A 20,402-nucleotide genomic window follows, 5' to 3' on the forward strand; every position below is an offset into this window, starting at 1 on the left:
TGGCGTGCTGCACAATCGTCCGGCTGCGAAGTAACCGCTGATGGGGGAATGTTGTGACGAGTACGCCGAAGCCTTTTGAAGTACATCCGTCGGGTGCCTACCTGCACGGCACCAAAGCCGATCTTGCGGTGGGGGATCGGCTGGTGCCCGGCCGCGAGTCGAATTACGAAGCCGGCCGGATCATGAATCACGTCTATGTCACTCAAACTTTGGATGCCGCGGCGTGGGGTGCCGAGCTTGCTGTCGGCAAGGGTCGAGGCCGCATCTACATCGTGGAACCCGAAGGTCCGCTCGAGGACGACCCGAACGTGACGGACAAGAAGCTGCCCGGCAATCCGACCCGCTCCTACCGGACCCGCGAGCCGGTGAGGATCGTCGGGGAGATCACCGATTGGGAAGGGCACTCACCCGAACAACTGCAAGCCATGCGGGACGGGCTGGCCGATCTTCGGCGGCGCGGGCTCGACGTCATCTATGACTAATTGAATGCCGTGCTGCCCGGGACAGCGTGCGTCTTGCTGATGAGCTTGGCGTAGCAGTGGTCGCGGTCGAAGCCTTGGTCACTGCACCAGGCCAATGCGCCGTCCGCGGTCGGGAAGGTGAACGGTGCGATGGTCACCCAGAAGTTGGGTGCGTCGAACGTCGACCAGTCACCCGACCACAGCAGCTTGGCGCCATACCGTTGGCGCAGCCGCAGGTGCTCCTCCAAGGTCAGGGCGTTGTTCCACACGACGCCCTCATCGACCACGCCCGGGCGCTTGGAACTCAACTGCGGCACCCATCGATCGGCGCCTTGCGTGCTGACCACCGTGTAGTCGCCTTGAGCGATCTGGCGCAGCTGGGTAGCGCTGGAGACCTCGGGATCGCGGACCGCCGTGGGCGTGTACGTCGGTGTCGATGGTTTTGCCGTCGGTGCCGTCTTGTAGACGGTCGGGCCGGCGACGGTCACGGTCGGTGGCGGGGTGACGGTCGTCGCTCCCACCGGCGTGGAGCTGACCGACGGCGTGGAGTTCTTCGACTCGAGGAGTCCGATGACGAGGCCGACAGCGCCGAGCAAGAGCGCTGACACCAGTCCGATGACTGCCAGCGGAACCAGTGATTGTTGCCGGGGCTCAGGCGCGGGCGGCGCAACGGGCGGTGTTGCGGTGAGCAAGGGTGGTGCAGTGTTCGGCGCGAGCATGGTGTCGGCGCTCGCGGCGACCGCCTCCGCCGGGCTGGTGTGTACGGCGCGACGGGCGGCGCGGGCCAGTGCGCCGGCGCTGCCGTAGCGCTCGTCGGGTTCCTTGGCCATGCCGCGCGCGATGACCGCGTCCAGGGTGGCGGGCACGCCGGCGCGGACGAGGCTCGGCCGTGGCGGTGGGGCGGTGAGGTGAGCGGTGATCAGCTGCTCGTAGCTGTTGGTCGGAAAAGGTGAGTCTCCGGTCAGTGCCTCGTACAGCACGCAGGCCAGTGAGTAGATGTCGGAGGCCGGCGTGCACGGCGTCTCACCAAACCGTTCCGGGGCCATGTAGCCGAACGAGCCGATCTGCATGCCTGCCTGCGTGAGGCTCGAATCGCCTTGTGCCTGAGCGATGCCGAAGTCCAAAAGGTAGGCGAAGTCCGCGTCGGTGACGATGATGTTCTGGGGCTTGATGTCGCGATGGATCAGCCCTTGCGCGTGGGCGGCGTCCAGCGCGGCAGCGACCTGCTCGATGATCGCTACTGCGCGGGGTGGGTCGAGAGGGCATGCATTGACGAGGTCCTGCAATGTCTGCCCACGGACCAGACGCATGTCGATGTAGAGGTTCCCGTCGATCTCACCCCAGTCGTGGATCGGCACGACATGCGGCTCCTGCAGATTTGCCGCCGCGTGCGACTCCCGGAGGAACCGGGCCCGGAACCGTTCATCCTCCGCGTACTCCTCGCGGAGGATCTTCACGGCGACGGTTCGGTCCTTCTCGGAGTCGTGGGCCTCATACACCTCACCCATGCCGCCGCGGCCGAGCAACGCGGTCAGCTCGTATTTGCCGAACGTGCTACCCACACGCGAGTTCTTTTCAACCATCTTGAGCCTCCTCGACTGGCGAACAGGCGAACGTAGCGCGGGGTACCGACATCCTCGGTGGGCGTGTGCTCCGGGCCTTCTCAGGCTAAGCGCAATCGTTGCTGGGTGGATGGGATTCGGGGTGCAATCTGTGGTGGTTGATACCGGGGTCGGTTCGGGTTTGACGACGGCAAGACTTGTCGCGTGGTGAGCGTCAGTTTCGCGAGGCCGGGGGTCGCAAGGAGCAGTGGCGCGGGGGTGGCCGGTCAGCTGCGCGAACCGGAATTCGCGAGTTGCTCGTCGAGAAACTGCATCGCCGATGTGTCAGCGATGGGTCGCTTCGTGCCATCAGGCCAGTGGAGTGTCCACTCGTCCTTCGTCTTCTCCAACACGACAGTGTGGTGAGCGTCGGTGCCAATCAGCATTCGTCGGGTCAGAAGGAAGCGTCCGTGCTGCCTAGCCTCGCTCCGCGTTGGCGGACGTGTCTCGACACATGCCGGGCACAACGACAGAATGCCGTGCACCGAACGAGTGCAGCGTCCGCAGATCGGAGTTTTACAGCATGTGCACAGCACTAGACCTTCGACGCATACCCTGCACGTCCTGCCACCGCAGTAGTTGCAGGTTGAGCAGTCAACTCCAAAGTGCCCTTCGCGATCGAGGACGCCGGAATCAAGTAGGTGTCCTGTGATGCTGTCGATTCGGCGCGCGTCGAGCTGACCGGCGGCAAGTTTGCGTTCATATCGCCATTCACTGCCATCATCGACAGTGACCACATGCTCAACGTCGGCCCCGATCTCGAGTGTGGATCTTGGGGTCAGCGGCGACATCGACTGCCGTAGCGCACTGTGAAGATTCGGAGGAAGCGGTTGAAATTGTGGCGCTTTGACTTTCGCCGTGGGTATCCAAGCGGCAAGTGCTTCCACCGCGGAGCCTGCGTGTGTTTGCGGTCCGGCATGCAATGCGCCCAGAGGTTCGATACTCACCGATGATCGGTTCGCGTTTGTAACGTGAGAGAGTTTCAACTTTCTAGGGTCGGTGAACACGCCTACTTCGTCGGCGTCGCCCAAGCCGAGCCACCGTGAAAGCATCGTTGCAACCGGGGCTTTGTCAGAAGCGTTGATTGCGTACCACACCGAACGGTCAGCGGTGCGGACGCCCAGGGCCAGCATGGATGCAAGCTCAACAATTACGGATTCGACGTCGCGGACTTTTGAGTACACATGAACTGACGGCGTGGGGTCCCATGCATCGATTACCCACAGTGGCACCTCGTCGGCGTCCGTCCAAGGCGCCATGGACTCCTTGTCGATAGTTGGTTGAAATGTCAGATCAGCGATGCCCTCTGGGGTGACGGCCAGGTCGTATCCCGAACGCTCCCAGCTGATGGTCATCGCGGCGGTCGTCGGTTCGGCCATGGATCGGAGGATGGGTACAAGCGCAGGTGGTGCCGCTTCAACGGCATCCGGCATCATCTGTGTAGGTGCGGGGAAGTCGTCGAGCGTGAGCAGCGTGAGATCGGCACTAGGCGTGTCGGAAGGCGACACCGATCTGCGCACGGTTGGGTCTCCGGCGATGGACCACGTTCGGTGGTATTTGCGTTCTGACAGCACCACTAGGTGTGGTCCGTCGATTGTGCTCTCCGCTTTGAGCCACTGAACGATTGGTACGACCTGCTTCTCGAACGATCCGCTGGCCAACAGCCGAAGTCGGTACGAGTTGTCAATTGTGCCTCTGTCGAACGCGACCCAACGGTGAATTGCTCCGTCGCGAACAATCGCCTGTTCGAACGCTCGGCCGCGATTCAGCACTACCACCGTCGCGTTGTCATCTGCGCCGATGAGTACCGTTGCACCAGTTAGAGCGAGTTCCTTCGGCAGCTCGTCAATCTGCGATTGGTCCGCCGTGACGAGTTGGCCGCATGCCGGGCAGGCGTCGCCGGCGCGGCAGGACTCACACGTGGCGCGACAGCACATCGAACAAGGGACAACCTGCGGGTCACGGCCGCAGTCTGGGCAGGCATGGTCGTCGCACAACAGGCATCTGTCATTCGGTACCTCATGGTTGGTCCATAGGCACCGCCTGCAGACCGAGGTCGAGCACTCCGGGCACGTCAGCGATATCTGATTGTCGATCTCATCGCAGGCACGACAGGCCCACGACTGACAGGCACCGCAGAATGCCGCCGCACCGGCCGCATAGAAGTGTCCATCCCGGCACACGCCAAAGTTCTTTTCGCGGAAGCCAATATCGTCGAGCTTCGGTAACAGAGGTTCTCCGTCGAACGTCTTGTACACATGCGTCGCTCGTCCATGGCCTTGCCAAACTTCCGTGATCTCGAGTCCGCGAATCACCGCGGTTGTGAAGGGTCGAGCTGCTCGGCTCAGCAGCGCGCGATTGAGTTCATCAGGGAGCGCGGACACACCCTGGGCAGCAGCCTTATTCGGACGAACTCCGAGCGTCGCGAGTGTTCCGGTGTCAACCGATACAAGGGGTTGATCAGACTCGAGTTCGATTAGTTCAGCAATCTGCCGAATGCTGCGGTTGACGAGGTGACATTCGGTTGGCGCAGGGAACGGCTCATCGATCGAGAGCATTCCGTCTGTGCGCATGCCGAGGCGTCCCCCAGGCGCGCCGAAGGAACGTAAGAAGTCGTAACAGCCGAGTTGATCAGCGATCGAGTAGCCAGCTGAGCAGGCAGCCCAGCGTTTGGGGGCGGCTGCATGCGAAAGAACATGGGCTTCGACGAGTACGGCTTCATTCCTGCGCTGCAGGGCAACTCGCACTTGGCCAAGCTGCGCTTCGGCCAGCAGTGGGCTGGTGATGGATGGCTCGCGCCACTGAAACTCAGCGATCCGTTCGCTTTCGACCTTGATGGACCCGCCGTCATTCTTCGTCGAAGTCTCTTCGACGAGCCGGTCGGCTTCCAGATACACGTCGGTAAAGGTGGACCGACGGGTGACCATGACTGTCGGTGGAGGTGGGGGCGGGACCTCGTCTCTGAGCTTCTTCAAGAGGCCACCCACCTGGAAATCGCGCTCGGCCTCGACGCCAACAGGTGACGGCGTAGGCAGGAAATCGACGGCGGAATGGTCGACAGCCGAAGCCGTCATCGAGCCGATGGTCAGCTCGACATTGACTGTGGAAGTCGTCCGCAAGCGGACACGAGTGATGTTCTGATCGTCGGTTCGTCCGGTGAGGTCGCGTAAGACCAATCCGCAATCAAGCGGAAGGCCGTTCTGACGAGCGTACGAACGCAAACGTCGGCGGCCGCGGTCGTCGAGGTCCTCGTCAGGGACGACGGTCTGCGATGTGCCATTTGCGCGCACGAGCGTGGCCACTCGCTCTCCGACAAGAAGCGTGTCTCCGGCCCTGAGTCGCCAGGCTATTGCGAATTCGTTGTCGAGCTCGGGTGCTCGCTCAGGTGAGGCGCATTCGCGACACAGACCACCTGTGTTGTTGCGGCAAGCACCGCACGTCGACGTACCGCACAAGGGACAGTTGACGAATACCGCGTCGTCTCCACATGCACCGCACAGGTACTCATCACACGATCCGCAGTGGTTGACCTCGGACTCATCGACCCAGTGCGCGCCAGAGCAAAGAGTCAATACTTTGATCGCTTCCCCGGAAACGTCACTCTCGACGATTGGCGCAGGCAAGCCCCATTCGTAGACCAGCCCGCGCTCCGTTTCGCTGGGACCGGTCCAGGTCTCCTCCACAAGCCAGTCACCTTCGTCAAGCGTCAGGGCCAGCAGCTTGGCTCGGGCTCGAATATCGGGCCGGCGGTTCAGCCGCCGCTCCTCCGACGCGAGTGCCCGCCGCAAGCGAGCCCTGTCATCGCCTCCTGCTTCGTCGATCTGCGCTGTGTAACCGGCCGAAATGCGGGCAAGCTCGCGCTTCTGATCCTCTTCGACTTGTTTGGCTCGTTCGCTGCGAAGAGCTTCGAGTTGGCTTGCCGCGGCCTTCTCGAAGTTGGCAATGACTTTCGATGGTATGTCGAATGCAGAAGGCAGTGTTTCGCCGTCTTGGAGGGGGCGGCGCGCCAGCCGTTGTTCGTTGTGGCCATTGACATCAGCTGTGATGAGGTGCTCGGTGGTCTCGGCTTCACCGATGGTTGCCCGGAATGTTGCCTGTCCGCTCCACGTACCCGACGGGATCAGCCGCCGCCGGATGAGTCTCAGTGTTGGAGCGTGCCTGTACGGGCTGGGCCCGATGTCATCGGGGATGACGGGGACAGTCGCGTGCATGTCGCCCCGCATCCGCAGAAGTCCGAGCAATTCATCGAACACCGGTGAGCCCACCGCGCACAGCTCGGCATCCGGGTGCTGATCGAGCCCGAATCGGTCGAAGGCGAGGTGCATGACTGTCCGACCACCGAGTTCTTCCGCGTACTCCTCGTCGAATTCGGCGGTCAGAAAAGCGCCTTCGCCCTCGCCGGTGTCATGCAGGAATCTTGCATCCAGCGCCGTGAGTACCTTGCGCGTCCATGTTTGTACACGCCGCTGGCGCATCCGGGTGCGCTCGCTGACTTCTGGCACCAATTCGCTACTGCCGGCCTTGGTCAGATCCTTGCGATGCTCGAACGCCGCCGCCATCCAGTTGCTGAGGTTGCTGTCGGTTGCGATAAGTGTCGACGCACGATCGCGCGCTTGGGCGAGCTCTGTCCCCAGCTGCGTGAGCAGACCGTGCATTTTGGAGTCGTCATCCGCGAAAAGTGCTTCCATGACACGTGATTCGAAGGAAGCCGACTTCGAGTCGTCGAGCTCCCCGAGAATCGTGGTGACCTGTCCGAACAGCAGCTCGAACATCCGGAGCTTCAAGGCGAGAAGCTGATAGACACTCTCGTCGATGGTGTTCCGTGCATAGAGGTTCGCGACGAAGACTTCGTCCTTGGGCTGAGTCAGACGGTCGACACGACCGATACGCTGTTCGATGCGCATCGGATTCCATGGGAGGTCGAAATTCAGTACGCAGTTGCAGAACTGCAGGTTCTGGCCTTCGGCGCCGGCGTCGGTCGAGATCATGACTGGCGCTTCACCCGACCTGAAGGCAGCGATGGTCTTGGCGCGTTCGCTTGGTGACAACGATCCGTGAAATGAACGCGCTTGTAGCCCTTCGGCATCCATGCGGCGCAACAGTCCCACGACCGTATCGGTGTGCTGGGTGAAGATAAGGACGCGACCGTGCTCGCGTACCCAGCCGCGTGTGATTTCCAGTGCCTTGTCCTCGCGGGCCGAACCTTGAATGTCCATGGCCAGATGCCCGATGTCGTTCAGGACCGAACGAACCCGAGGATTGGGGTGGTGCTCGGCCATCCGTATGGCGGTGGTACCCATCGAGAATGGGCTCGCGGTGAGTCGCAGGGCCAGACTGCGTCGCCGCATGGCATCACCGCTGTCGCGCATGACGTTTCGGAGCAGATCGGTAGTCAACGCATACAACTCGCGTTCACGTCGACCGAGATCGACAGGTACGTCGAGTGCCCGCCGCTGCACCCGGTCGACTCCGGCTTGAGCGCGGGTCGTACGGATCATGACATTGCTGATCAACCTCCGCAACGCTGCCGGATCATTGGGGGTGCGCGGGTCGGACGATTTCATGAACTGTTGCTTGAAGTCGAAAAGCGAATGGAAGGTGCCAGGTCGCAGCAACTCCACGAGCCGATACAGTTCCTCAAGGTCGTTCTGAACGGGAGTCGCCGTAAGGAAGAACGCGTACCGGCAGGCGGTCGTCAGAGCGGTGACCAATTCACGAGTTTTCTTGGCACCCTTCCCGGCTGCGCGGTGCGCCTCGTCGACTTTTCTGAACGAGAATGAACCTAGAGCGGGCTAGGCCTGTGGATTTGTGTCACGCACACGTACGGGACAGCAGCCCGTCGAGGCCGGCGGCTCGCGTACTACTTCGTGGGCCGTCCGCGGCGGGCGCACTTGTCGGCGCCCGTCCGAGGTGCGTGCGCTGGGGTTCTGGACCGGTCGATGATGTGTCCACGTCGCTCCCGCGCGTGTTACGCAGTGGATGGCACAGCGGCAACGTTCCTTGCGCGTCAGGACAACAGTCGCGCCTTGGCGGCCGCGAACTCCTCGTCGGAAAGCGCGCCCGAGGCGTGCAATTCAGCGAGCGTCTTCAGCTGGGACGCAACGTCGACAGCCGGTTGCGCGGCGGCGGCGCCACCGGTGTTGCCATCGGCTGCGGTGGGCGGGTGCGGCGAGGCCAACAATTGATCTGCTGTGGCTTGTAACGACCTGACGGACGACAAGAGTTTGTTTTCAGGGTTTTTCGACGTGTAAGTCTTACTCCCAGACAGCTCGCCGGTGACCGTCACATAGAGCACGCCGCGATTGTTGCTCGCGAGCACGGAAAGGCCGCCGGTGGCGATGAACGCCGCGCCGCGTCCTGTGACGGACTTCCGGCGCATTGAATCCGTATCAGCGGAGAAACCGACAAGGCGGTCGGGATTGCTGGTGAAAATCATTCCCGTCGTCGTGAACGTCCCGTCGCGGTAGAGGGTGAGAGTCGTCCCCACCTTGTCGATTTTCCCACTGACAACTTTCACCGGAGCCGACGAGCTACCGGGCCGAGTCGGATCGCCCAGTTCTACGAGACCGTCGATGACATCCTTGGCCTCTTTCAGGCCGATGTTGCTGCCGCCGAGCGCATCCCGCAGTGTCTTTATCGCCCCGATGTTTCTGTTGTGGGCGATCTGATCGGCGATGCTCTGCCGGACCACACGTGAAAGCGGGGCCAGCACTGGGTGATCGGCGTACGGCCCGTCACCGGAAGGCAACGGATGCTCGGTCATCTCGAACCCCCAGTCGATCACGCAACGCGTCGCGCTCTTGGAACAGTACGGCTGCATCCGTCTAGGACGGCAGATTGACTCCGATACCATCCTGATCCGCAATGTAGCAATCGCGGCCACTGCGCCGCCGAGGAACCCTGCGTCTGGGCGTGGCTAATTGCTCTCAGATGCCACGGCGCCCTCGTACGGCAGCGATCCAAGTTCCGCGTGGTTGTCTGTGCGCCGTGGCATCGTTGGTATATGGAGCCACAAACCAAGGTCATCTGTGAATGCTGCGAGCTGAGTGTCCCCAGCCGCCTGGCATCACCCGACTGCAATGCCTTCGGGCTCGTGCGGGGCTGGATCTGCCGCCAATGCAACGAGCATCGCGCCGATCCGCTGCGGAAAGCTCAGGAGCATGAGCAAGAAGTCCGTGTCCGGTGGGGCGAGACCGCCGACGAGCTGAACGACGCCCTAGACCGTGCAGACGACTACAAAGAGAAGATGCGCGCCGCATTCCGATCACGCGACAACATCCTCCGTCAGTTCGAGAAGCTGGAGCGCCACCACCGTGAGACAGGACACGGCTGCATCTGCGGTAAGCGCAACTGCGAGATTCTGGCAATCGTCGACGCCGACTGGATCAACGATCACATCCGCCGCATGCACGAACGCGATGCGATGTAGGTCGATTGGCTGCGCCGGATGCATGCCTACCGTCCGCTGAGACGAGCGGCGTCGAGACGACGGTGCACCATCGACAGAGTGCCGAGGACGTCCAGGGCGTCCCGCTCGGTCATCGTCCATACGATCTTCGGCTCATGCGCCGCGGGGTTTCGGAAAGCTGCGAAGACCCCCTTCATAAGTAGCGCGACGCCGCGTTGCTCGTCGCGTTGGGATCGGTTGGCTCGGTCATTGAGCAGGATCTTCGGGTCTGAGCCTTCGAGGACAGCTTCGACCAGTTTCGGTCCGTCCTCGTCGGTTTCGCCGCCCATCGTGCGGAGCCGGTGCCCGAGTCCCTTGATCGACTCGAATACCGCCTCGTAGAAATCGGTCCGCACCAGTTCGGGGCGGCAATACAGCAGGACGTCTCGGTGTGCGCCGCGGTCAGAAAGTAGCTTGTGCAGCCTTTCGCTTCGGGCCGCTGCTTCGCTGTCGGTGGCCGCGCGAGTCGTCGTAGCGATACGACCGTCATCCTTGACGCGGTAGCCGGCGATGGATAGAACCTGGTTGAGGTTGTCGCGAGCAATAGCTGCCTCAGCGCGGCGGCTGAGCGTGCGGTCAGGTGCCATCGCGGCGTGGATCAATCCGACCACCGCACCTCCGTCGTGCTTGCTCGCCTGTTTTTCCTGGATCGCGGCGGCAAGGCGCTTCCACTTGGTCATGGCTGACCCGAGGGGGTCGGGAAGCCCTACCTGGACGAGAATCCGTGTCAGCTCGCTGCCGCTGTAAAGGTCGCCGACGATCTTGGCGATCTCCTCGATGGAACCCTGCGAGAACGGGGGCGGGACGTGGCGTGGCATGACGAGACCGTAGCGGTGTGCACCGACAGCTGAGACACGCAACCCGGGTCGACTGCGGGGCACGGCAGGTGCCGCTGCGGTATGACTCACTCCCGCCGCGCCTGTGGACGCGGCGTGGACGTCGGCGCTAGTCCTCCCAACCCTGGAAGCTGTCGGCAAAGGCCAGCACCCTCGGTGCAAGCGGGCTCAGCTTCGGGCACATATTGCGGCGGGTGAAGCCAGGCCCGCTCTGCAGCGCACGTTGTCCCTGTACGCCGTCGGGATACCGGGCCAAGAACTCCCGAACCGTCGCAGCGTCTGCCCCTGCATCGGGGTAGAGGATCCGATCAAGCTTCTCCTGCAGCCGACCCATTTGAGGCTGTACGGCTTTGATCATGTCCAGGACGCTGGGGTCAGACGTCATGGCCTCCAACTCGTTCCGCTTCAGCCACGGCTTTCCTCGTTCCTCCCTAGTGAAATCAAGCATGTACTTGCGATCCATGTACACGTTGACAGCGTTCTCGCCATCGAGGCTTGCGGTGAAGTCGTACTTGAAGGCGTTGATGTCACCGTGCAACAGGGCATCGCGCATTTTGAGCAGCCAGCGGTACTCGAAGGAGTCGGCTTTGAAGTCGTTGAATAAGGTCAGCACGGCCTGTTCCTGCGGCGTTTTGCGGGCGAAGGTGTCACGTACTGCGCGAACCGTTTGATCCTCATGGCTCTGCAGGGCGCTGGTGAAGCTGATCAGCGCTGAGCGCACCTTTCGCCTGCGCTCGTCCCACGCGTCTGCATCGAAGATACCGATCTTGTTGTCTCGCAGATCTTCAAGGATCGAAACCAGCTGATCGAGGAAACGGTCGCTCTCATCGGAGATGTGCACCACCAGTTCACTGTCCAGCATCTTCCGAAGCCGTTCGTACGCATCGCGATACCGCTTGTCTTCTTCTTCAGTCAACGAACACACCTTTTCGAAAATCGGCGCATCAGACCGGCTGGGGTCCAGATGGACCAGGATCGCCCCATAGGGGTCTGCTTCGGCCTCTGCGTCCTGGGCTTCCAGCTCGGCGTTGCGCCTGCCAAGGGTTTCCTGCGCCTCTTGCATGTCCTTCGCGCCTGCGGCGATGCGTTGCTCGACTTCGTCGATTGGCGGTAGGCCCTCGGAAAGCCATGATTTACCACGAGATAGCACATCGTCCAGCGCCGTCTCGAAGAGACGCCCGGCTGTCTGGCGCGTGTAACGATCCCGAACGTCCGGTGTGTCAGCCCAGTCAATAATCACCTTTGTTGCCGCCTGAGTGACTGCGACTACGGCTTCCAGTGCCAGTAGCATCGAGGGAGACTTCGCGGGAACCAAGTGCGGTAGGACCGCGTCGTTCAGCGCCTCAAGTGCGTTGTTGGCGAAGTCTGTTGCGTTGTCGTCCTCGACGTCTTCTAGCGCAGCAGAGTAGGTTTCGAGCCGTTCAATCCAGTCTCGTACCCGCTCTACGTCTTCATGCTCGTCGTCCACCTTCGCACCGTCCCTTACCGCGACATAGTTTGTGGTTCCCTTTTCGTGGGCAGCCCTACAGGATGGCATACGGGATCGGGCCCCGCTCACATCAGAGTGGCTGGTCCAGCCCGGTACGTCATGCGCTGAAGACTCGGGCTATTTCTTCTTTCGCTTGCGTTTCTTCTTGGTCTTCGCCGGCGCTGGGGCAAGCGGCACGGCGGCCACCGGATCTGGTTCGCCTTCCTCGGCGACACGTTCCAATGCATCCTCGATCGTCTCGCCGGGCCGCATGACCGTGTCCCACAATCCGATCGGGCGTTCCTCAACGGGTGCGCCCGGCTCGTTGGCGTACTCGAGGCTAGAGTCCTCGAAAGCCTTGAACTGATAGACGGCTGCATCCATCTGGAGGCGGTTGAAGACGCCGATGTCGTTGAGCAGTGTGAAGTCCTCAACGGTCAGGCCGGTGACCCTTTCGAACAGGTCGCTGTCGACGCCCACGATGATGTCGCGGACCGCGAGCTCCCGGAACTGCGTCACGTACATGAAGACTGGGATACGCGCGAGCAACTTCTGGAGCTTTTTGCGAATCTCCGTGCGCAGCTTGGCAGTTTCGGACTGCTCCTTCTTTTCCTTCTTGGTGAGTTCCCCACCGTTAGCCCGTTTGGCTGCTTTGAGCGCCTTGGTCGAAGTGATCACTTTGTCGGCCAGCTGCGCCAGATTCCGGAAATCCTCGATCTGCTCCAGTGCCGCCAGAAGCTCCGGGTACTCGAGCAATGCCGTCAACGTGCGTTCATTGACCTCGACCAATAGTGGGGAGTTCCACCGCTGCGCCAGCGCCGTAGCGCCGATCCCGGCGGTTACCCAGTCGAGGACCTCGGTGGCGTCCAACTCGGTCATGCTGCCAGCTTTGAACGCGAAGATCGGCAGGTAATTGAGCAGCTGCTCAATCGCTTCCTTGGGACTGATGTCGCCGAGAGAGCCCAGCCGCATCCCATACTCACCGACCAGTGTCAGCGCCCTATTCGGGTCGAATTCGAACACGAAGACCGGCTGCTTGAGCACCTCGCGGGTACCATCCGGCAGGGGTTTTGACCACGGCGACTGGATCCGAAACGCGGCCTGGAAATAGGTTTCCGGCGACTTCAGTGACCGCAGCATCAGGATCGCGCCCCACTCCCGGATCGTGACGCCGGTCATGAGCTTGCCGCAGGTGAGGGTGATGGATCCGGTGCCGATCTTGATCGCTTTGGCGATCGCGTCGTCCACCGGCTGCTTGGCGGCGGCGCCCGAACCGACCGCCGCGCCGGCCGCCACGACGATCGCGTATGTCGAGAAGTACGGGTGGTTTTGAAGGGCGTCGCGCATGGCGAAGCACGCGGCCACGTCGTTCATGAACCATACGGAATGCGCGATCGACTTGACGAACAGCGGCGACTGGTAAGGGAAAGGTGGCTTCTGCCCGGCGACGATTTGGACTTTCATCTGCTCTGACAACGTGCCGCGCAGCATCTCGAGGAACTCATGGACGCGACCTGGGTCCTCGAAGACGTATGCACCTGGGGCCATTGACTTGCTTTGAGGGTTAACCCGTTTCGCCTTGAAGTATTCGTTCAGCGTAAACCCGTCGAACTCGCCGTCGGCCGCCCACTCCTCAGCGTCAGCGCCGATGTCGTAGGAGTAGATCGCCATCTGCGGCAAGTCGATGTAGGGGTTCGGGCCCTGTATGTTGTCCCAGGTTTCCTTGGCTTGCTGCTCGTCCGTGTAGGTCCAGTTGAAGATCTGGTCCTCGGTGAATTCGCCGTTAGTGATCGCCCGGAAAGGTGTGCCCGACAGGTACAGGTAGTGACGGCTGGACAGGCCGATGTCCTCAGCCGTAACGCTCTCCTCGGGTTCCTCGACATCCCCGATCGCGGCGTCGGCAGGGTCATAGAGTTGCCGCGCCGAGTCGCGCCACGCGCCGAAGTGGTACTCGTCGAGGATGATCACATCCCAGTCGATCAAGTAGATAACCTCGTTGTGCTTCTTGACCTTTCCGTCAGTCTTGCCTTGGAGATCCTGAAAGCTGGCGAACCAGACCAACGGCTGCGGGGTGTCGGCGGCGGTGTCGCGCTCGTCCGGTGAGGAGTCCCGGTCGACGAACCGCCAGTCTTCGAAGTCGACGTGGTTGAGGAGGTCTTCCTTCCAGCCCGGCTGCACGACGGGCTTGTAGGTCAGCACCAGTACGCGGGTCCAGCCCATCTCCTGGGCGAGTTTGTAAGCGGTGAAGGTCTTTCCGAACCGCATTTTGGCGTTCCACAGGTAACGGGAAGCTTTGCCGTCGTTGGCGTGGTCGCGGAAGTATCCGGCGCTCTGGTCGACGGCCTGCTCCTGTTCGGGGCGCATCCCGAAATCGGCCGTGCGGTTCGTTGCGTACGGCTTTCCGTTTCGCACAGCGGTGATTGCCGCTGTGATTTCCTCCTCGGTGGCCTCGAACCACTCCGAGTCGCGGCGCACTCCCCGCGCCACCAAGGCCTTGTGGACATCATGATCCCGGAACGGGGTGCCGTCCTTGCGCTCAGCTGGGGTGTCGATCAGCAGGGTGACACCGTCGAGATTTGGATACGCAGTGCCCAGTTGCTCTTTGATCCGATCCAGGACATTGGGTTTGGTGGTGTCCCCGACTTTGATCTGTCCGGTGCCCCGCTGGACCGTCTGCCCGGTTACGCGCTCCCAGGCGTGGGAGTCCTTTCCCGGCAGGGTGTAGGCGTAGATGCGGCGGGGCACTCCGGCGGAGCCGACCGTTTCGAGCTCCTCGGGCGGAAGTTCGTCGACGGCTGTCATTCATCGGCCTCGTCGTCGATGTCGTCGTCAGACTCGTCGGCCTCGTCGGTTCCGGAGACGCGGTACTTGTACCCACCGGGTAGATGGGATGCCGGGATCGGTGAATCAAGAGACAAGTTCACGGAACGGGGCTTGATTGTGGTTTCGATGTAGTCGATTTCATCTACCGTCAGCCCGAAATGCTTGAAGAGCTCAGCGTCGGTCCATCGCTTCTTCATGTCCAGCATCGGGACGAATCGAAACCGGTCAGGGGTTACGTGCTGCGTGGTCTTGCGCTGAAGAACCAGGAACCTGACGAACTTCGTGGCAATGTAGTGCGCGTAGTTCTCCGTCTCCTTCTTAGATTTGAACATTCCAACGATGAAATAGGTTTGGGTGCAGGCAGAGCCGGGAGCCACGGCTATCGGTTCTCCGAGCACCACGTCGATAATCCGGCCCTGGTCGTCGACCGGGGTATCGCCGCTGGAAGCCATGGGGAGGAGGACTTTCCATTTCTCGATCCACTGGTGGTTGCGCTGAATCTGGTCCGAGCGGCTGTAGCCCACCCGGTTGTTGTAGATCAGCGGGATCGCATCCTCGAAGGGCTCAGCAACGCTGCCTTTGTAATTGGACCGCATGGTCAGGCCGAACGGCTTGGTTACGGTGCAACGAGATTCGGCCGAAGCGGCTTTGTCCTCGGCCATCTTGGCTTGGACCTTCTTGACGATCGGCACCGCCCGGTTATCCCGGACTAACACCCCGTCGCCGCCGCGCAGGTCGCGGGTTGCTACCGAGACGACCTTCCCCTCAATCTTGGTGGTGAACTCGCAGTCACCGTCGTGCTCACGGTCCCAGAGGAAGTAGCTCACGCCGCCGCGGATCTTCACGCCGGGGAAGCAGTCGAAGATCTTCGGGTTGTCCACCATCTTGGCGATGTGTCGGTCGTTAATCATCTTGTCGCGGAAGTCGTTCAAACCCTTTCCGCCGGCGAACCACCGCGACTGGATGATCATGACGACGTAGCGGGGGTCCATCGCGATGGCCTTGTCGACGAACAACTGATAGATCGTCGACGCCGTCGCCCCATGTCCCTCAGTACCAACCTGATAAGGCGGATTTCCTACAATCACATCGAACTTCACGTCCTTGAGCTCCTCGGTCGGGTAAGCGTCGTGGATAAACGAGTAGGCGTAGTTCTCCCGGCCTTCACGCTCGATGGACTCGGGGGCACCGCAGACGGTGCAGCGTTCACGGACAAACGTGTGAGTGGCCGCGACGAACGGCAGATTGCCGTCGGCGCCATCAAACGTGACGACCGACAGGTTGGACGACGCATCGCGCGAGCAGTACACGCTGCGTCGAGAAATCATGCCCGTCATCTGCGTGATGGACGTGCCGTAGAGCATGTTGCGGTAGACGTGGTCGCGGCGCTTCGTGAAGTTCGGCTCCCACTCAGCCAAGCCGACGAGAAGCCGAGCGGCGATCTCCCGCAGGAAGACCCCTGACTTACAACAAGGATCGAGCCACTTGTAGTCGGGGTTGGACCAAACGGCCGGGGGCAGCAAGTCGAGCATCGACCGCGCGATCTTCGGCGGCGTCGGAACCTCATCGTTGGACAACTGCGCAAGGCAGTCGAGGATGTCGGGGACGTGGTTACCGAAGCGCGACCGGATCATTCCAGTCATCGCTTACCGCCCTTGCGCTCGGTCGGTTTCGGATTGGCGGCCAGCTCTGCGTAGTGGACCGGTACCGCGTCGCGCTGCGGTTCCCCTGGCAGCGCGAAGAGATCCATCTGGTCTGCCGGCTCTGACTCCTCCAACGGGGACCACTCCCGGACGAAGGTGCCTCCTTCTCCTGGCTGATACGAGACCAACTCGACGACTGAAGCATCAGCGAGCGTGTCGGCCCGCACGACGTTAGTGGCGACGATGACGTCCACGGCGGACCAGAACCCGTCGGACCGCGCTGAAGGGTCACCGACGTGAAACGTCGTCACGGCGTGCAGCCGGCGCCGGGAGTCGGCGACATTCTCGGGGTCGATGTCGATGCCGTAGATGGACGCCAGGCATCGCAACACGCGGTGCTCGAACTCAGCGCCCGTGCCGTAGCGGTCAGCGGTGACCGTCCGCAGTTTCCGCTGAAGGATCGCCACGAGAAAATTGCCGTGCCCGCAGGCCGGCTCGAGAAATGTGGCGTCGTGGTTGTCAGGGTCGGCGGCACTGGGGAACATGTCAGACACCATGTCGAGCATCGCGGTGACTTCACGTTCGTGGGTGTAGACCTCGGCAAGATCACGCACCCGGTTGCGGTGCTTGATCTGCTCCGGGCCGACATCGAACAACACCGGGCCGCCGGCCTCGTTGGTCTCTGTCAAGGCTCTCTCATCCCTATTCCTGTTCAAGTCTACAAACCAGCAGGTCAGCTCGATGGGACTGGCGGGATCGGAGTGGATCAGGGACAAACACGTGCGGCCTCTGCAGTCCGGTCCTAGTTGATTCCGTTGAGGAGCGCGTCGGCTTCCTTCTGGCGCAGGTGTCGGACGTTGGATCGAGACGCTTCGAGCCGTCGCTCAGCTTCAGAACGAACGAGGCGTTCTTCGGCCAGAGCGGCTCGTAGCGCCTCGTTCTGCTGCCGCAAGTGTTCCCTGTCATCTTCGACCCATGTCCCATCGGGGTCACGCAGCTGACCCAGTAGATCGGCTACTGTCCGCGATAATGAGCTGTTCTTCTCCCGGTAGGTGCGCAGTTGCTGTTCGGCGAAGAGGGCCCGCTCGCGCCAGTTGGCCTCGTCGACCGAGCCAGAGACAACAGCCCCTTTCAGGGGTGACGCTTTCATGCGAGTCTCTGCCTGCGTGATCAACTTCCGGGCATCGTTGTTCTGGTAGAGGAAGGTTCGTGAGCAGCCTGCCAACACCGCGAGATGAGACTTGTCGATCTCGGTCACCTTCTGTTTGAGGAGCCGCTTCAGCGCTTGATCGACGCGCGCCAGTTTCGTCCGAGTGTCCTTTTTGCGAGCTTCTATCGCCGCGTGTGGCGTGCCCGATTTCTGCGTCATGCAGCCCCCTCGCCATCTGCTGGGATCGTCAGTGGATCGGCATCGTGGTCGTTGGGTGTTGACCGGTCGGTTAAGTCCATGAGGTCCGAGGCGCGCCAGCCGCGGTTCCAGATCGGGTCGAAGAAATCCTGATATGGGTTGCGCAGATCAACGTTCTTCGCCTGTTCCAGGAGCCCTAGAGTCGAGAGCGCCTTCTCCAGTCCAGCGATCGCGAGCGACGAGTTTTGGAAGAGCTTGTAGATGTAGGTCCGTGAGGATTCGTCCGGTGCGTTTTCTGCATAGGTAGCCCACCGTTCCTCTTGGCGTTTCCAGTAGGCGTAGTCAGCGCCGGTCAGGACGAAGTCTTCGCAATCGTTGCAACGCCTTCTTTTTGGGCATTCCGCACCGCCGACGACAGGTTTGAACGTGCAGAGTCCGCCTTCGGTCGGGAGGGCGGCGATGTCAATGAGCTTGCGGTGGATAGTGGATTCGGTCATGGGGTCCGGTGTCCGGACGAGTTCGCCTGGCGTGCTACTGCCTGGTCCTCTCACCCACACTTGCTGCAGGTAGGGTTCGATCTTTGACGACGAGATGAGCGTGTAGTGCTCTGACATCCGCTCTGATACATGGCCGAGTATCTGCTTGACAACGACCATGGGTGCACCGGCATCGACGAGCCGTGTTGCAAGGGTGTGCCGAGCCTGATGACTAACATGCCCTGGTAACTCGATATCGCCAAGCCACTTCTTGAAACGGTCCTGGAAAGTCGCAATTGCTATCGCGTTCAAGAAGTTTGGGTTCTGTAAGGCAGTTGGGAACAGCGCGATCTTCTGCAATGTCTTCCCCGCGGGAGCGGCACCATGCTTGAGGCGATATCTCTCGGCGGTCTTCTTCTGGCGTTCACGGATAACCCAGAACACGTCATCGGGTATCAGAACGCCGTAGTCAAGCTGGTTCACCTTTGTCATATCGAACCACGCGTATTTGCGACCCAGGTGCTCACTCACGCAGTCGAAGCGGAGATTGACGACTTCACCGATCCGCCGCCCCACCCGGATCTGAATGAACCAGATGTCCTCAATACCCATGTCATTGGGATCTCGAGCGGAGAGCAGCTTCATGTTGGTGGGCGAGATGAGGTGTTCGAACACATCGTCACTCAGCGGCCGGGGGCGTTTGGAGTGCCGCAGCTTTCCTTCCGGAAAGGCAAGCATGAAGTCCCGACGCAATCCGATAGAGTCCGGAACCTGTCAACCTGAATGAGGCACCGTTGCGCGGTATTTACTGAGCGTCCTCCTCTGGATGGTGGGGTCGGTTGATCCACGAGATTTCAGGGATCTTCGGCGGTTCGGGCGGTTTGCGGACGAACCGTTCCGGGTGTTCGGCGTAGGCGGCGTCGAGTACGCCGGCACGCTTGTCGCGGATGGCCTCGGCCAGGCCGTAGTGGACGTCAGCGGCGGTATGCAGGCCCAGCCCGCTGTGGCGATGTTCATCGTTATACCAACCGAAGAAGACCTGGCAGTGCAATCGAGCTTCCTCGATCGAGCCGAACCGGCCGGGAAGTCGGGCCGGTACTTCAACGTCTTGAACTGGGCCTCGCTGAACGGGTTGTCGTTGGAGATGTGCGGTCGCGAATGTGACTGGGTGACACCGAGATCGGCGAGCAAGAACGCAACCGGCTTGCTGGTCATGGAACTGCCGCGATCGGCATGGATCGTCAACTGGTCACGGTCGATCCCTTGCTTGGCGCAGGTCTGGCGGATCAGCACCTCGGCCAGCGCCGCCGATTCGCGGCTGGCAACCATCCAGCCAACGACGTACCGCGAGAAAATATCCAAGATCACATACAGGTAGTAGTAGGTCCACTTTGCCGGGCCGCGCAATTTCGTTATGTCCCACGACCACACCGCATTTGGGGTGCTGGCCACCAGTTCGGGTTTCACCTTCGCCGGGTGCGTGGCCTGGGCGCGGCGTTCACGCACCTCGCCGGCTTGGCGCAGCAGCCGATAAAACGTCGACTGTGAGCCCAGGTAGACACCTTCGTCGAGCAAGGTGGCCCACACCTCAGCCGGCGCGACGTCGACGAACCGGTCGCTGTGCAGCACATCGAGGATCGCCTGCTGCTCGGCGGCACTCAGCGCACGCGGCTGCCGCCGCTCACGGTGCGGGATCGGCTCTGGTCGTGTCGGGGCCGGGCTTTGCCGGTGGCGTCGGTAGTAGCTGGCCTGCGCGGCACCCACCGCTTCGCAGGCGGCCCGCACACCCAACTGCGGTGCCAACTCCATGACGGCCTGATCAGTCACGTGGTCGACCTCGGATCGGTATCCGCGCTCTCGGAGAGCGTCTCCAAGAGCGCGTGCAGTTTTGCCTGCACATCCACCACGGCGCGGGTCTTGGCCAACTCCTGTTCCAGTCGCTGCTTTTCGGCTTGCAGGCGGGCGATCTGCTCGGCGGCCGGATCACGGCGCTTGCGCCCGCGCGGGCGGCCAGCCCGCCAACGCGCCGGCGTCGCGGGCTTTGCGCCACTCGGTGATGTGGCTGGAATACAGCCCCTCACGGCGCAGCACCGCGCCCTTCTCACCGTCAGGTGCCGCGTCGTAGGCGGCCAGGACCTCCAGCTTGTACTTCGCGGTGAACGTCCGTCGCCGAGCGCGTTCGGGCACCTCGGGATCGGGACGTTGCGTTGCATCGTCAGCCACCCGACCAGGATCTTCCATCCCGGCCGCGCAGACCAACGTCGTCACCTTGCTTGCCATTTCGGGGAGTCTCTCCATC

12 protein-coding genes and 2 pseudogenes are annotated in these 20,402 nt (G+C 61.7%); 2 read left to right on the plus strand and 12 right to left on the minus strand.

Translation table 11 applies throughout. The annotated features are described in order from the left end of the window. The first annotated feature begins 53 nt into the window (after window positions 1–53). The gene (gene arr / locus BTO20_RS06655) at window positions 54–482 is read left to right on the plus strand and encodes an NAD(+)--rifampin ADP-ribosyltransferase (protein ID WP_087074412.1); all 429 of its coding nucleotides are present in this window, start codon (window positions 54–56) and stop codon (window positions 480–482) included. Here arr and BTO20_RS06660 read toward each other — a convergent pair. From BTO20_RS06660 to BTO20_RS40270, 4 genes and pseudogenes are all read right to left on the minus strand, one after another. Then, the gene (locus tag BTO20_RS06660) at window positions 479–2,044 is read right to left on the minus strand and encodes a serine/threonine-protein kinase (protein WP_087074414.1); all 1,566 of its coding nucleotides are present in this window, start codon (window positions 2,042–2,044) and stop codon (window positions 479–481) included. The genes arr and BTO20_RS06660 overlap by 4 nt on opposite strands. 245 nt (window positions 2,045–2,289) lie before the next feature. Then, a complete protein-coding gene (locus BTO20_RS06665; protein ID WP_332460323.1) occupies window positions 2,290–7,431 on the minus strand; it encodes a helicase-related protein in 5,142 nt (1,713 codons plus the stop codon). Between the two features lie 39 nt (window positions 7,432–7,470). Next, window positions 7,471–7,812 (minus strand): annotated as a pseudogene (locus tag BTO20_RS41060) (SNF2-related protein); the annotation flags it as partial. A 257-nt stretch (window positions 7,813–8,069) separates the two neighbouring features. Further along, entirely contained in the window at window positions 8,070–8,846 is a 777-nt protein-coding gene (locus tag BTO20_RS40270) for an SHOCT domain-containing protein (RefSeq protein WP_041787643.1), read from the minus strand. A 219-nt stretch (window positions 8,847–9,065) separates the two neighbouring features. Between BTO20_RS40270 and BTO20_RS39845 the strand changes: the two genes are divergently transcribed. Next, window positions 9,066–9,491 carry a hypothetical protein gene (locus BTO20_RS39845; protein ID WP_013470726.1) on the plus strand — a complete coding sequence of 142 codons (426 nt, stop codon included), beginning with the start codon at window positions 9,066–9,068 and terminating at the stop codon, window positions 9,489–9,491. A 26-nt stretch (window positions 9,492–9,517) separates the two neighbouring features. On the opposite strand, the gene BTO20_RS06680 is transcribed toward BTO20_RS39845, so the two are convergent. The 8 genes and pseudogenes from BTO20_RS06680 to BTO20_RS06715 all read right to left on the minus strand — a co-directional run bounded on the left by BTO20_RS06680 (window position 9,518) and on the right by BTO20_RS06715 (window position 20,344). Further along, entirely contained in the window at window positions 9,518–10,327 is an 810-nt protein-coding gene (locus BTO20_RS06680; RefSeq protein ID WP_087074416.1) for a TIGR02391 family protein, read from the minus strand. A gap of 127 nt (window positions 10,328–10,454) precedes the next feature. Further along, window positions 10,455–11,813 (minus strand): hypothetical protein, encoded by a 1,359-nt coding sequence (locus tag BTO20_RS06685; RefSeq protein ID WP_013470728.1) that lies wholly within the window; start codon window positions 11,811–11,813, stop codon window positions 10,455–10,457. Window positions 11,814–11,951: 138 nt separating this feature from the next. Next, window positions 11,952–14,615, minus strand: a complete 2,664-nt coding sequence (locus BTO20_RS06690; protein WP_087074418.1) for a GIY-YIG nuclease family protein — start codon at window positions 14,613–14,615, stop codon at window positions 11,952–11,954. After that, on the minus strand, window positions 14,612–16,279 hold the full coding sequence (locus BTO20_RS06695; RefSeq protein WP_013470730.1) for an Eco57I restriction-modification methylase domain-containing protein: 1,668 nt from the start codon (window positions 16,277–16,279) through the stop codon (window positions 14,612–14,614). Before BTO20_RS06695 ends, BTO20_RS06690 begins: the two co-directional genes overlap by 4 nt. Beyond that, window positions 16,276–16,968: a DNA methyltransferase family protein gene (locus tag BTO20_RS06700; RefSeq protein ID WP_109976584.1), complete on the minus strand. Its 693-nt coding sequence runs from the start codon at window positions 16,966–16,968 to the stop codon at window positions 16,276–16,278. Before BTO20_RS06700 ends, BTO20_RS06695 begins: the two co-directional genes overlap by 4 nt. A 113-nt stretch (window positions 16,969–17,081) precedes the next feature. Next, the gene (locus BTO20_RS06705) at window positions 17,082–17,648 is read right to left on the minus strand and encodes a DUF6262 family protein (protein WP_013470732.1); all 567 of its coding nucleotides are present in this window, start codon (window positions 17,646–17,648) and stop codon (window positions 17,082–17,084) included. Then, the gene (locus BTO20_RS06710; RefSeq protein ID WP_087074420.1) at window positions 17,645–18,841 is read right to left on the minus strand and encodes a tyrosine-type recombinase/integrase; all 1,197 of its coding nucleotides are present in this window, start codon (window positions 18,839–18,841) and stop codon (window positions 17,645–17,647) included. Before BTO20_RS06710 ends, BTO20_RS06705 begins: the two co-directional genes overlap by 4 nt. 67 nt (window positions 18,842–18,908) lie before the next feature. Next, window positions 18,909–20,344: pseudogene (locus BTO20_RS06715) on the minus strand (IS3 family transposase). Between the last annotated feature and the right edge of the window lie 58 nt (window positions 20,345–20,402).

The sequence above is a fragment of the Mycobacterium dioxanotrophicus genome, from assembly GCF_002157835.1.
Lineage (GTDB): Bacteria > Actinomycetota > Actinomycetes > Mycobacteriales > Mycobacteriaceae > Mycobacterium > Mycobacterium dioxanotrophicus.

Excerpts from the sequence above, each read along its gene's own strand:
- BTO20_RS06660 (WP_087074414.1), bottom strand. The coding sequence starts at position 2,044 with ATGGTTGAAAAGAACTCGCGTGTGGGTAGCACGTTCGGCAAATACGAG.
- BTO20_RS06665 (WP_332460323.1), bottom strand. The coding sequence starts at position 7,431 with ATGCGCGACAGCGGTGATGCCATGCGGCGACGCAGTCTGGCCCTGCGA.
- BTO20_RS39845 (WP_013470726.1), top strand. The coding sequence starts at position 9,066 with ATGGAGCCACAAACCAAGGTCATCTGTGAATGCTGCGAGCTGAGTGTC.
- BTO20_RS06680 (WP_087074416.1), bottom strand. The coding sequence starts at position 10,327 with ATGCCACGCCACGTCCCGCCCCCGTTCTCGCAGGGTTCCATCGAGGAG.
- BTO20_RS06690 (WP_087074418.1), bottom strand. The coding sequence starts at position 14,615 with ATGACAGCCGTCGACGAACTTCCGCCCGAGGAGCTCGAAACGGTCGGC.
- BTO20_RS06695 (WP_013470730.1), bottom strand. The coding sequence starts at position 16,279 with ATGACTGGAATGATCCGGTCGCGCTTCGGTAACCACGTCCCCGACATC.
- BTO20_RS06705 (WP_013470732.1), bottom strand. The coding sequence starts at position 17,648 with ATGACGCAGAAATCGGGCACGCCACACGCGGCGATAGAAGCTCGCAAA.
- BTO20_RS06710 (WP_087074420.1), bottom strand. The coding sequence starts at position 18,841 with ATGCTTGCCTTTCCGGAAGGAAAGCTGCGGCACTCCAAACGCCCCCGG.